The sequence below is a fragment of the Streptomyces prunicolor genome (assembly GCF_045162825.1).
In the GTDB taxonomy this organism is placed as follows: domain Bacteria; phylum Actinomycetota; class Actinomycetes; order Streptomycetales; family Streptomycetaceae; genus Streptomyces; species Streptomyces prunicolor.
Genome location: NZ_CP108676.1, coordinates 9368211 through 9380658 on the forward strand (window position 1 = coordinate 9368211; position 12448 = coordinate 9380658).

At 70.2% G+C, this 12448-nt stretch carries 13 protein-coding genes; 6 read left to right on the forward strand and 7 right to left on the reverse strand.

Features of this window, described 5'->3' with window-relative positions:
* Window positions 1–39: 39 nt before the first annotated feature.
* Window positions 40–1587, reverse strand: coding sequence for a beta-N-acetylhexosaminidase (locus tag OG588_RS42460; protein ID WP_405951898.1), 1548 nt, complete (start codon window positions 1585–1587; stop codon window positions 40–42).
* A gap of 299 nt (window positions 1588–1886) precedes the next feature.
* Between OG588_RS42460 and OG588_RS42465 the strand changes: the two genes are divergently transcribed.
* Window positions 1887–2726, forward strand: coding sequence for a GntR family transcriptional regulator (locus OG588_RS42465; RefSeq protein ID WP_405951899.1), 840 nt, complete (start codon window positions 1887–1889; stop codon window positions 2724–2726).
* Here OG588_RS42465 and OG588_RS42470 read toward each other — a convergent pair.
* The 5 genes from OG588_RS42470 to OG588_RS42490 all read right to left on the reverse strand — a co-directional run bounded on the left by OG588_RS42470 (window position 2711) and on the right by OG588_RS42490 (window position 7118).
* The gene (locus OG588_RS42470; protein WP_405951900.1) at window positions 2711–3592 is read right to left on the reverse strand and encodes a hypothetical protein; all 882 of its coding nucleotides are present in this window, start codon (window positions 3590–3592) and stop codon (window positions 2711–2713) included. The two genes, OG588_RS42465 and OG588_RS42470, sit on opposite strands and share 16 nt — an antisense overlap.
* Entirely contained in the window at window positions 3589–4395 is an 807-nt protein-coding gene (locus OG588_RS42475; RefSeq protein WP_405951901.1) for a MerR family transcriptional regulator, read from the reverse strand. Before OG588_RS42475 ends, OG588_RS42470 begins: the two co-directional genes overlap by 4 nt.
* 178 nt (window positions 4396–4573) lie before the next feature.
* Window positions 4574–5125, reverse strand: a complete 552-nt coding sequence (locus tag OG588_RS42480) for a dinucleotide-binding protein (RefSeq protein ID WP_405951902.1) — start codon at window positions 5123–5125, stop codon at window positions 4574–4576.
* Between the two features lie 171 nt (window positions 5126–5296).
* Window positions 5297–6079 carry an SDR family oxidoreductase gene (locus tag OG588_RS42485; protein WP_405951903.1) on the reverse strand — a complete coding sequence of 261 codons (783 nt, stop codon included), beginning with the start codon at window positions 6077–6079 and terminating at the stop codon, window positions 5297–5299.
* Between the two features lie 196 nt (window positions 6080–6275).
* Window positions 6276–7118 (reverse strand): SDR family NAD(P)-dependent oxidoreductase, encoded by an 843-nt coding sequence (locus OG588_RS42490; RefSeq protein ID WP_405951904.1) that lies wholly within the window; start codon window positions 7116–7118, stop codon window positions 6276–6278.
* A 174-nt stretch (window positions 7119–7292) separates the two neighbouring features.
* Between OG588_RS42490 and OG588_RS42495 the strand changes: the two genes are divergently transcribed.
* Entirely contained in the window at window positions 7293–7757 is a 465-nt protein-coding gene (locus OG588_RS42495; RefSeq protein WP_405951905.1) for a MarR family winged helix-turn-helix transcriptional regulator, read from the forward strand.
* Between the two features lie 26 nt (window positions 7758–7783).
* On the opposite strand, the gene OG588_RS42500 is transcribed toward OG588_RS42495, so the two are convergent.
* Window positions 7784–8641 (reverse strand): helix-turn-helix transcriptional regulator, encoded by an 858-nt coding sequence (locus tag OG588_RS42500; RefSeq protein ID WP_405951906.1) that lies wholly within the window; start codon window positions 8639–8641, stop codon window positions 7784–7786.
* A gap of 112 nt (window positions 8642–8753) precedes the next feature.
* Here OG588_RS42500 and OG588_RS42505 point away from each other — a divergent pair, with 112 nt between their 5' ends.
* The 4 genes from OG588_RS42505 to OG588_RS42520 all read left to right on the forward strand — a co-directional run bounded on the left by OG588_RS42505 (window position 8754) and on the right by OG588_RS42520 (window position 12448).
* Complete coding sequence (locus OG588_RS42505; protein WP_405951907.1) at window positions 8754–9602, forward strand: helix-turn-helix transcriptional regulator; 849 nt, start codon at window positions 8754–8756, stop codon at window positions 9600–9602.
* 157 nt (window positions 9603–9759) lie between these two features.
* Entirely contained in the window at window positions 9760–10326 is a 567-nt protein-coding gene (locus OG588_RS42510) for a flavin reductase family protein (RefSeq protein WP_405951908.1), read from the forward strand.
* A gap of 76 nt (window positions 10327–10402) precedes the next feature.
* Window positions 10403–11362 carry an NADP-dependent oxidoreductase gene (locus OG588_RS42515; protein ID WP_405951909.1) on the forward strand — a complete coding sequence of 320 codons (960 nt, stop codon included), beginning with the start codon at window positions 10403–10405 and terminating at the stop codon, window positions 11360–11362.
* A 21-nt stretch (window positions 11363–11383) separates the two neighbouring features.
* On the forward strand, window positions 11384–12448 hold the full coding sequence (locus tag OG588_RS42520) for an NAD(+)/NADH kinase (protein ID WP_398850205.1): 1065 nt from the start codon (window positions 11384–11386) through the stop codon (window positions 12446–12448).

Genomic DNA, 12448 nt, shown 5'->3' on the forward strand with positions numbered 1-12448 from the left:
CAGGGCGGTACGGGGGACCGGTCACGTGAGGGGGTCGGGTCACGTGAGGGGGTGGTACCGGACGCCGAGCGCGTCGAGGCGGGCCGTGTGCACGGCGAGCCGGGAGTGGAAGTCCGGCCAGTCGGTTGGACCGCTCCAAGCGCGATCGGCGAGGGCGCACAAGCGGGGATAGGCGAGGTACTCGATCCGCTCGGGTGTCCTGACGAACTCGGTCCACAACTGGGCCTGGGTGCCCAACACCCGCTCGGCAGCGCTCCGTTCGGCGTCCTCGGGGACGGGATCATGGGCGTGGACGGCGCGCAGATCGACGACGCCGCCGGGCTGGGCCGGGGGCTCGCCAGGGTCCTCGGACTGGGCGTAGTCGAGGTAGGTCGCCCGGTGGTACGCGCTCACGACGGAGTGGCCGCGACGGGTCGCCGCCAGGGTGTGCGCCGCGTCCCGCCAGGTCATCACCGTGAAGTCCAGGGGCAGTTCGGCACCGGTCTCGGCCCAGCCGACCGGGCGCCGCCCGTGCCGCACGAGGAAGTCGCCGATCCGCCCGAGGAACCAGCCGTGCAGCGCGGCGGGACTCGACAGGCCCTGCGCGACCGCCCGTTCGCGCGCGGCGACACTGCGCGTCCACTCGGCGGTGGGGCATTCCTCGCCACCCACGTGGATGTACGGCGAGGGGAAGACGTCCATGACCTCGTCGAGGACCGTGCGGCAGAAGTCGAGCACCTCGTCGTGGACCCCGAGGACGGTGTCGCACAGGCCCCAACGGGTCCAGACGTCGAGGGTGCGCTCCGGGTTGTTGCCCAGCTGGGGATAGGCGGCGAGGGCGGCCCGCACATGCCCGGGCATCTCTATCTCCGGCATGACGGTCACGCCGCGAGCGGCGGCGTAGCTCACCAGGTCGGTGAGTTCGGCCCGCGTGTACGAGCCGCTGTGCGGGACACCGTCGTACAAGTCGCTTCCTGCGGGGCCCTGTTGGGACTCGGCGCGGTGGCCGCCGATCTCGGTGAGCTTCGGGTAGGCGGACACCGGCATGCGCCAGCCCTGGTCGTCCGTGAGGTGGAGATGGAACACGCCGATCTTGTGCAGGGCCAGCAGGTCGACGTACCGGCGCAGATAGGAGACGGGCTGGAAGTGCCGGGCCACGTCCAGCATCGCGCCGCGCCAGGGGTGTCGGGGGAGGTCGGTGATCTCGACGCACGGCAGTACCCACCGCGTATCGGGCTGCGGGGTCTCCGACAGAGCTTGTGGGGGCAGGAGTTGACGGACCGTCTGGATTCCGCGCAGCAGGCCGGTGAGGTGCGCGGCGCGCAGCAGTACGGCGTGCGGGGCGACGGTGAGCCCGTATCCCTCCTTGCCGAGACCGGCGAGACCGGCCAGCCCGGGGTCGAGCGTGAGGGTCAACTGCCCGTCCGGGGAAGCTCGCAGAGGCAGTCCGGTGGCCGGCGCGAGCAGGGTCCGCAGCAGGTCCGCGGCCGGTTCGGCGCCCGTGCCGATGTGCAGGGTGGTGTCGGCGCCGAGGATGAACTGCCCCGGGCGCACTGCCGACTTGGTGGGGCGGGGGACCAGGGCGAGCACGGGACGCTGTGCGGGCATGGATCGTCTCCGGAGCGGGGGCGTGTGGGGGAGGTTCACCTGGGGAGGACATGCGCGAACATCTGACCACCTGACCAGTGAAGCCCACTGGACAGCTCACCTTTCGATGTGGGGATGAAGGTGGCATAGACCAATGTGGGCGTCAACCCCCTTCGACTTAGGGGGACTTGGCGTGCGGGTCGGCCCGGATGGGAAGGATCATCGCCCGGAGGTGGTTACACTGCCCGGGTCAACAGGGTCATTGCGGGCGACCGTTGGCCAACTGGTCAACCGGGGACTCCGCGTATGAGGAGTGCGACATGAAGGCCGACGCGCCAGGCGCGGTGCTCAAACGGGAGCGGGTCCGCGACTTCATCCTCGACCTCGTCGAGTCGCACCACCCGGGGGACGCGATCCCCTCCGAGCGTGTCCTCTGCGCCCAACTGGGCGTGTCCCGACCGACCTTGCGCGCGGCGGTGGACGAACTCGTCGCCGCCGGGCTGCTGGTGCGGGAGCATGGGCGCGGCATGTTCGTGGCGCCCGAGAAGATCACCCAGGAACTCGTCTCCGGCGAACAGGCCATGACGGTGCCTCAAGCATCCGGCGCCTGGTCGAGCCGGCTGCTGGAGTTCACCACCATCCCGGCCGGCGCCCGCGTGGGCCGCAGGCTGCGCCTCTCGCCCGCGGCCGAGATCGTGTACGTGGCCCGCCTGCGTCTGGTCGACGGCGCCCCGATGGCCATCGAGCACCTGCACATCCGGGCCGACCTCGTCCCGGCCCTGTCCGCCCGCGAGTTGGAGGCAGGCGACCTGTACGAACACCTCCGGGAACAGCACGGCGTGCATGTCCAGGAGGCCGTCCAGGCGATCGAGCCGACCGTCGTCACCCGCGCCGAGGCCGAACTCCTCGACGTCCCCGAACTCTCCCCGGCCCTGCTCTTCGAACGCCTCACCTCGGACACCACCGGCCGGCCCGTCGAATACGTCCACTCGATCTACCGAGGCGACCGCTACCGCATCGTCTCCCGCCTCACCCTCGGCCCCTCGGTCACGGTCCCTTCCGCCCCCCTCGGCCACCATCCCGGCATCCCCCCGGGCGACTTCGCCCACCGGGACACGATCGCGGCGTCCACGCGGGGGGACATTCAGTCGGCGACCTGAGGTACGGGTGCGGGGGCGGGTGCGTATGCGGTTCGTGCCTGTGCGACGGCGTCGTAGAGGGACTTCGGATCGTCGGCGTGCAGCCGGATCACCCGTACGAGGCGCGGGGCGCCGAGGAGCTTCGGGGCGTCGACCGGTTCGGTCAGTTCGAGGGTGAGGGAGGTCTGGGAGCCGATGGCCAGGTTCAGCTCGCCGTCCTTCTTCTCGTGGGTGAACCGTGTCTCACGCCGGAAGGCGGCGATCAGGTCGACGGGCACTCGGATGTCGACATGGGCCGCCTGCCGGACGCGCAGGACACCCCCCGCCAGGACGTGCGGCCGGGTGACGGCGGCGGCGTGCATACCGAGGACGAACAGCACGGTGTAGACGTCGACGACCAGGAGGACGCCGTGGACGACGGGCCACCTGGCGAGCAGGAACGACAGGGCGACCGTCTCGGCCACGCACACGAACGTCAGGCCATACATCATCGCGGCCTGGTCGCGGGCGTGCGGGAAGACCCCGTCGGCTTCGCCAACCCCGTGCGGACGGCGTACGACCCACCGGACCAGGCTCGCGAGGATCCGCGCCTCGTGCGCCACGTACCGCGCCACGCGCTCGGGCACGAGCCGCGCGAACGCCTGACGCCGGGACAGCCCGAGCCGCCGCAGCCGCAGCCAGACGTAGGCCTCGGCGGCGAGGAGTGCCAGCAGAAGCAGCCTGCCGCCGAGCACAACGCCGTCGGGCACCGGAACTCCGCTGAACAGGCAGACGGCCAGGGCGAGTTGGGCGAGTATCCCGAGGGTGCGCAGCGTGCGCAGGGCCGGGCCTCGCGTGGGGGCTTCGGGCTGGGGGAGGGGCGTCCGGATCTCCGACGTCGTCGTCATGACGGGTCCTCCTGTCGGTGCGACGGAGTTTCCTCTCGGTCCTTCGCGGGCTGCCGGGGCTCCGTGAGGTGTCGGTGCTTCGCGAGTTCCATCGCTCGGCGTACCGCCGTCGACTGGGCCGGTGCCAGGTCCGCGAAGACGGCGTCGGCCAGACCGTCGTCGGGCTGGTCGGGGAATTGTGCTGCCAGGTCGTCGGGCAGCAGGGCCGCGAGCGCGGCGGCGGCATGGGCCACCCCTGGGTCGTCCGGCTCCTTGTCGGCGAGGGCGTCCAGCAGGCCGTACATCTCGCCGGCGTGCTCCGCCATTCCCCGCAGCGTCTCCATCAGCAGGACCCGGTCCGCCTCGGGGGCCACGGTGTCGAGGAGGGCCAGCATCTCCCGGTCCTTCGCGGCCATGGGGCAGTCCGGCAGCTCGCCGAGGCCCGCCAGCAGCTCGGTGAGCTGCGGCGACAGAGGAGCTTCGGCGGTCAGTCGCCCGTCGCGAGCCTCGGCCAACAGCACGGCGAGCCGTTGCCGTCGCTCCCGTACGAGCGCTTCCTGCCGTGCGAGGTCCTTGTCCAACTCCTGGAGGACTTCTACCAGTTCGCGGCCCTCGTCGTCCGCGAGGACGTCACGCACCTCGTCGAGACCGAGGCCGAGCTCGGTCAGGCGCCGGACGCGGGCGAGCAGGACGGCGTCCCGGATGCCGTACTCGCGGTAGCCGTTGCTCCGCCGTACGGGTTCGGGCAGCAGCCCGAGATGGTGGTAGTGCCGCACGGCCCGCGGGGTGACCCCGACGAGGGCGGCGATCTCGCCGATTCGCATGAGTTCAGTAGAAACCCTGACGTTGCGACAAGGTCAAGGCGACTCGGGCGACGGGCGATGCGACTGAACGGCGAGACGCACCTTCCCTGTGGGGCACGTGCGTCTCGCCGTTCGTATCGGTGGGGGTGAGTGGGACCGGTGCGCTCGGCGCCCCCAACTTCCTTTGCCTGCCCCGCACTTACAGCTCCCCGGGCCGCCCGTACCGGTAGAAGAACGGGCCGCCGATCTGCCCGGCCAGCGCGCGGGTCAGGCCCGAGCTGTCCTCCAGGAGCCGCGCGCCCGGGTCGAGGTCACCGACGTGGAGCGGGTCGAAGCCCGCGTCGGTGATGAGCTGTGCGGTGATGTCCTTCGCGGTCGGCTCGGCGGCGTAGAGGTTGCTCGGGGTTACCCGCTGGGTGCCGATCTGGTCGTAGGCGGAGGCGAAGACCGTGTTGAAGGACTTCGCGGTCGGGCCGCCGACGATCGACTTCACCTGGTGGGCGAGGGAGGGGAAGGCGGGGTCGCGCTCCGAGTAGAGGTTGGTTGCGTCGATGGTGACCTGGCCGTTCAGCCCGGTCACGCCGCTCAGTGCCTCGGCGATCTGGTTGCCGGGGACGGCCACGACCACCACATCGGCGTCCGAGGCGTCACCTCCGTCCCGGCCCAGCGTCCTGACCTTGTGCCCGGCCTTCTCCCACAGGCGGGCCAGGCCGCCGCCGACGTGTCCTCGTCCGATCACCGTGATGTTCATGTCGGTCTCCGGTCTGCCTGGGGTTCCGCGTCCTCGTTGACGTGTCAACAAAACACCACGGATGTTGTCGTGTCAACCAATGTCGCCAGGGTGGGGGAGGAGCAGCGTCCGGCTGTTCCTCCCCCACCCTGAGGGGATGGGGATGAGGGCGGGACGGTGGCGGGAGGGATCTCAGACGGCCTGCGCGGTGGGCAGGATGGTGATCTCGGTGAGGTTGACGTGGCGCGGTACGGCGGCCATGAAGGCGACGGTCTCGGCGATGTCGGCGCTCTGGAGGACGTCGATGTCGCTGATGAGGTCGGCCATCAGCTTGGACGCGTCGGCATCGGTGACGTGGTCGGGCAGCTCGGTGTCGACCATGCCGGGCTCGATGGTGGCCACGCGGACCATCTTCGGGCCGAGCTCCACACGGAGGAGCCGCGTGAGGTGGCTGATGTACGCCTTGGTGCCGGAGTAGATCGAGAACTTCGTCAGGATGCGGGTGGCCGCGATGGACGAGGTGTTGATCAGGTCGGCCGGCTTGCCCGCGGCGGCGGACTCCGTCAGATGGGGGAGGAACGCGGCGATCACGTTCATCAGCCCGCTGATGTTGAGGTCGATCTGGCGCTGCCAGTCGTCGACCTTCAACTCCTCGATACCGGAGATGAGTTGGACACCAGCGTTGTTGAACACCAGGTCGGCCTTGCCGAAGCGCTCGGCGACCTGATCGGCGGCGGCCTGGACGGCGGCGCGGTCCGTGACGTCGACGGCCAGGGCGAACGCGGTGCCGCCCGCGGCCTCGATGTTCTTGACCACGCCCTCCAGGCGCTCCTTGCGACGGGCCAACACGACCACGGTGGCGCCGAGTTCGGCCAGCCGTTCGGCGGTGACGGCACCCATGCCGCTGGAGGCGCCGGAGACGACGGCGACACGGCCGGCGAGGGGGGTACCGGTGAGCAGGGCGGAAGCAGACATCACAGAACCTCAATCACTGAGATGGGAGGGTGTTTGACGGCACGTCAGGTACGGCAGGTGCGGCGGGGATGGCAGGTGTGTCGGGTGGTGGCCCCGGCGCGGGCGCCCGAACTCGCCGGCCCCAGGCGGGCGGACTCGGCCCGAACTCGTCGGGCCCAGGCGGGCGAACTCGTCCGGCCCGGGCTCCCGTTGTGTGTCAGGCTGCGGCGTCGTCGTGCCCGGTGGCCGCGGACTTCTCGCGCCACGGGGCCAGGTCGTCCTGCACCTGCCGGTACTTGACCTCCAGCCGCTCCAGGGTGTCGTGGCCGAGGTAGAGGTGCGTGGGCAGCTTCTCGGTGCCGGTGACCTCGACGATGAGCGCCGCGCCCAGGACGGGGTCACCGAGCTGCGCGTGGTTGGCCCGGTCGATCCAGTCGAGCGTCACGTGGGCCGGGGTGTCGTCGTAGTCGGCGATATGGTTCGCGGCGACCGAGAGGGAGCTGGAGTCGAGGAAGTCGGTGCGGAAGACGCCCGGTTCGACCACCATCGACTGGATACCGAACGGCGCCATCTCGGCGGAGAGCGCCTCGCTGATGCCGGCGACCGCGAACTTCGACGCGGAGTACAGGCTGACCCCGGGCTCGCCCTCGAAGCCCGAGCGGGACCCGATGTGCACGAGCTTGCCGGAGCCCTGCTTGCGCATGACGGGCAGGACGGCGCGGGTGACGTTGATCAGGCCGAAGACATTGAGGTCGAACAGTGACCGCGCCTCCGCGTCGGTGATCTCCTCCAGGGCGCCGAGCAGCCCGCGGCCGGCGTTGTTCACCAGGACGTCGATACCGCCGAAGCGCTCCACCGCGGCCTCGACCGCCTGCGGGATGCTGTCGTTGTCCGTCACGTCCAGGGCGACCGCGAACACGTTGTCGGACTTCTTCAGGTCGTCGGGCACCCGCTCCGGATTCCGTACGGCGACCACGACATTGTTGCCGCCTGCCAGCGCGGCCCGGGCGATTTCCGCGCCGATTCCACGGGAGGCGCCGGTGACAAACCACGTAGCCATGGGGAAAACCTCTTTCGTCGCTTCCCCTTGTGGGGGATTTCTTGTTGACGAGTACGAGTCTGTTCCTCCGGAACGGAGCTATGAAGGCAGCGGTTTTCCTGGGAGTCCCACACCCAGGAACGGGCCATGACCGGCGAAGTCGGTGACATGTCAACAAGCTGCTACGGTGAAGCCATGTCCGAACCCCGATGGCTCACCCCCGACCAGGCCGACGTCTGGGCGAAGTACCGGAGAGTGCGCCGTGAGTTGCAACGGGCCCAGGACCAGCAGTTGCAGCAGGATTCGGGCCTTTCGGCCGCCGACTACGCGCTCCTCGCGCCCCTGTCCGAGGCCGCCGGCGGCGTGCTGCGCGCACGGGAGCTGGGCGCCGAGGTCGACTGGGAGCGCAGCCGGCTGTCCCATCAGATCAGCCGCATGGAGAAGCGCGGGCTCGTCACGCGGGAGCCCTGCGCGGACGACGCCCGCGGCTCGATGGTGCGGCTCACGGAAAAGGGCCGGGAAATGATCGAGGCCGCCGCACCCACCCATGTGGAAACCGTACGGCGGCTTTTCTTCGACCCGCTGAACTCGGACGAGGTACGCCTTTTCGGCGACTTCCTGAACCGGATACTGGGAGCGGTCGAGCGAGATTCCCGGTAATCCCGGTAATTCGTAACCTCGGGATATTATCGTGCGTCCTGCACCTCGGGCGCACTCAGCGAACCCAGCAGGGCCAGGCCGTCCGCCGAGGGCGAGTCCGGCTCCGCCTGCAAGATGATCAGCTGCTGTCCGGGCGCGCTGCGGATGTTGAGCGCCTCGTGCCGCAACTCCAGGTCCCCCACCACGGAATGCCGCATCCGCTTGACCTCGCAGGGCGGGACCCGGGTGTACTCACGGGCCCACAGTGAGCGGAACTCGCCGCTGCGCACGGACAGTTCGCCGACGAGTTCCAGGACGCGGGGATCCTCGGGCGTGCTCGCCGCGGTCTGCTGGAGATCGGCGACCGCACGGTCCTTGGCCCGCTCCGGGCTCCGGTAGAACGTCTTCGCCGCCGGGTCCAGGAAGAGCATGCGCAGCACGTTGTCGTGCTGGGCGAAGTCGCGGTAGAGGGCGTCGGCCAGGACGTTGGTCGCCAGCAGGTCCTGGGCGTGGCCGACGATGAAGGCCGGCGTCCTGGTCCAGCTCTCGATCAGCTGCCGCAGATGCGGGCGCACCCGCTCGACTCGGGAGGGCGACTTCGTACGACGGTCCGTGGGCCGCGCCAGCCGGAACAGTTCGAGCCGGTCCTCCTCCGTCAGGCGCAGCACGCGGGCCATGGCCTCCAACACCCTTACGGACGGGCTGAGTTCACGGCCCTGCTCAAGCCTGCTGTAGTAGCTCGGGCTGACCCCGGCGAGCGCGGCGACCTCGTCACGGCGCAGCCCGGGCACTCGTCGCCGGCCGGAGCCGGACAGCCCCACGTCGGTGGGGCGGACCCGTTCCCGGCGGGAGCGGAGGAACTGACCCAGCCCTTCCACCGGGTCGGGGCGCGCGTCGTTGTACATACCGTCGAGGCTAGGCGGAAAACACCCGGAGAAGTTCTGCCGACGGTGGGTGCGTCGCACCCAGGATCACGGCTCCCCGGCTCACCGATCGAAAAGCATCTAGTCTTGCCGCATGAGCAATGGCACCCCTTTGGGAGATTTCCTCCGGGCTCGCCGCGAGGCCCTCAAGCCCCAGGACGTCGGTCTGCCGGAGTACGGCCGACGCCGGGTGCCGGGACTGCGCAGGGAAGAGGTCGCGCTGCTCGCCGGAGTCAGCTCCGACTACTACATCAGGCTGGAGCAGGGACGCGAGAACAGCCCGTCCCCGCAGGTCCTGGAGGCCGTGGCGCAGGCGTTGAAGCTGGACGCGGAGTCCGCCGACCATCTCAACCGCCTCTGCCTGACGCCCTCGCAACGCCCGCACGACTGGGGCGAGGCCGAAGTCAGCACGCAGTTGCTGCAGTTGATGGACGGGTGGGAGCACACCCCGGCGTTCGTTCTCGGCCCGGCCCTCGACATTCTCGCGGGCAACTCCCTTGCCACGGCGCTGCACAGCGGATTCGAGACGTTCGACAACCTCGCCCGCAATGTGTTCGTCGACCCGGCGGGGCGCGAGTTCTACCAGGAATGGGACCGGGCCGCGCATTCCTGCGTCGCCGAACTCCGGGCCGCCTACGGCCACGATCCCGAATCCGCCCGTATTGCCGAGGTAGTTGAGGAACTCTCCGCGGAGAGCGAGGAGTTCGCCGGTATCTGGCGGCTGCACGACGTCAAGAGCAAGTCCCAGGAAGGCAAACACCTCAAGCACCCGGACGTCGGCGACCTGCACATCGCCTTCGCCGCCTTCACGGTCAACGGCGCCCCGCATCAGCAACTCGTCGTCTACCAAGCCGAACCGGCCAGTCCGACCGCGGCCGCCTTCGAGACGCTGAGGGTGCTGGCCGCAGAGCCGAAGAAGGCCGGCGCGAACGCGAACACGTAGGCCAAGGCGAACACAGGCACGCAAGCCGAGACTGGTCCTCCCGCACCCAGGAAAACCACGGCCTTCATACCGGCGCGCCGTCTGCCGAGACTCGAACCGACAGACAGCGCGCCGGCCCCGCCGCCGGGACGCGCTCCGTGCGGCGTCGGGAGCGGACATGATCACCGTGCAGGACCTTCAGCCCCACCCCCTGGACCAGGTGCACCGGTTGATCGAACCCGGTCCCGTCATCCTGGTCACCACCCGGCACCGGGGCGTCCCGAACGTGATGACCAACGGGTTCAACATGATGGTGCGCCACGCCCCGCCGCTGATCGCGTGCACCGTCGGCCCCTGGGACCACAGTTACGAGGCGTTCGTCGAGACCGGCGAGTGCGTCGTCTCCGTCCCGACGGCGGACATGGCGGCCACCGTCGTCGACATCGGCAACTGTTCCGGCGTGGACGTCGACAAGTTCGAGGAGTTCGACCTGACCGCCGTGGACGGCGAGAAGGTCCGGGCACCGCTCGTCGCCGAGTGCTTCGCCAACATCGAGTGCAGGGTCGCCGACACCAGCCTCGTCGCCCCCTACAGCCTGTTCCTCCTGGAGCCGGTCCGGGCTTGGACCGATCCAACGCAGCCCGCCCCGCGCATGTTCCACCACCGAGGCGACGGCACCTTCACGCTCGACGGCCCGACCGTCGATCTCCAGGACCGCATGACCAAGTGGCAGTACCTTCTGTAAGCCCGCGGAACCTTCCTTCTGCAAGCCACCGGACTTCTGTAAGCCGCCGGATCCCCTGGACACTGGAGCATCGACCATGCCCCGAGCAGTGAAGTTCTCGCGCTACGGCGGCCCGGAGGTGCTGGAGGTCGTCGAGGTGCCGCGACCGAAGGCGGGTCCCGGAGAAGTGCTCGTCCGCGTCGTCGTCGCCGGGGTCAATCCCGGCGAGGCCGGCATCCGGCAGGGCGTCTTCGCGGACATGTGGCCGGCCGTTTTTCCCGAGGGACAGGGCAACGACTTTGCCGGCTGGGTCGCCGAACTAGGCGACGGCGTAAGCGAGTTCGCCGTCGGTGACGAGGTCATCGGCTATCTGCCCCGAAGGGCGCAGGCCGACTACGTCGTCTCGCCCGCCGATGTCCTCGCCCCCAAGCCCGCCGACATCAGCTGGGAAGCCGCGGCGCCCCTGTCCGCGGTCGGGGTGACGGCATGGGCCGCCGTCGACGCCGTGGAACCGACCGCCGGGGACACCCTCGTGGTGTCCGGCGCGGCCGGCGGAGTCGGCTCCCTCGCCGTGCAGCTCGCGCGGCTGCGGGGCGCGCGCGTCATCGGCACCGCAGGACCGCACAACGCCGAGTTCCTGCGCGTGCTCGGCGTCGTCCCCGTCGAGCACGGCCCCGGCCTCGCCGACCGGCTGAAGGCCGCCGCACCCGACGGGATCGACGCGTTCGTCGACACCTTCGGCCAGGGCAACGTCGACATCGCCATCGCGCTGGGCGTGCCCGCGCACCGGATCAACACCCTGGCGGACGGCCGGGCCGTAGCCCGCTACGGCGTACGCAGCAGGGCCCAGGAGGACGTCTTCACCCCTCAACTGGTCGCCGAACTGGCCGAACTGGTCTCCAAGGGACAACTCGCCGTCCCCATCAGCCAGGTCTACCCGCTGGAACAGGTCCAGGAGGCCTACCGGCAGGTGCAGCAGCGGCACACGCGCGGGAAGATCGTGCTCAGCCTGGTCCCGCCCGACGAACGCACCGGGCCTGACGCCCCACGTACATAACCGCTCTCCACGGAGGACCCCATGCCCGTACGCCGTATCGGTCTCGTCGTCCACCAGGGACGCGAGACCGCCCGGGACGCGGCTGCCGCCGTGCACGCCTGGAGCGAGGCGCACGACGTCCGCTGCACGGAGATCGACGTGTGGGGCAAGGACCAGCACCGCCGCACCGGACGCGAGGAGGCCGAGGCGGCGGGCAACCCCGACCTCGTCGTCACCCTCGGCGGCGACGGCACCTTCCTGCGCGGCGCCCGTATCGCCGTCAAGAGCGGGGCCGACGTCCTCGGCGTCGACCTCGGCAAGGTCGGCTTCCTCACCGAGGTCCCGGCCTGCGACATCGACGAGGCCCTCGACGCCGTGCACGAGGGGCGAGCCATCGTCGAGGAGCGCATGACGCTGACCATGCGCGCCTCCCGCCCGCTGGACATCCCGGAGGAGATGGAGGCCATGCTGCGCTACGGCCGCGGTCCCGCCCTGCCGCCGCCGCAGGTCCGGCCGGAGACCACGGAGGGCGGCGGTTGGGGCTGTGCGCTGGACGTCATCGCGCTCAACGACGTCGTACTGGAGAAACTCGCCCGCGACCGACAGGTCGGCGTCGGCGTCTACCTCGCCGGACGACTGCTGGCGACGTACTCCGCCGACGCGCTCGCCGTCGCCACCCCCACCGGGTCCACGGCCTACAGCTTCGCCGCCGGTGGACCGGTCCTGTCGCCCCACATGGACGCCGTCGTCTTCACCCCGATCGCCCCGCACATGACGTTCAACCGCAGCGTGATCGCCGCCCCCGACGAACCGGTCGGCCTGCGCGTCCTGCCCCACTCCGGCCAGGCCATCGTCAGCGTCGACGGCCAACTGCGCGGCGTCCTGGATCCCGGCGACTGGATCGGCGTCTTCCGCGCCCCTCAGCGCGTCCGCCTCGTCCGCCTGCGTCCGACCGATTTCTACGGCCGACTGCGCGACCGGTTCCGGCTCACGGACGCGCCCGCCAACGCCCAGGACGGGCCCTCGGAACCGTTCTTCCGCCCGGACACCCCGGTTCCGGCGGACCTTGCGGGGATGCGGCTGCCACCGCCTGACGCCATGAGCTGA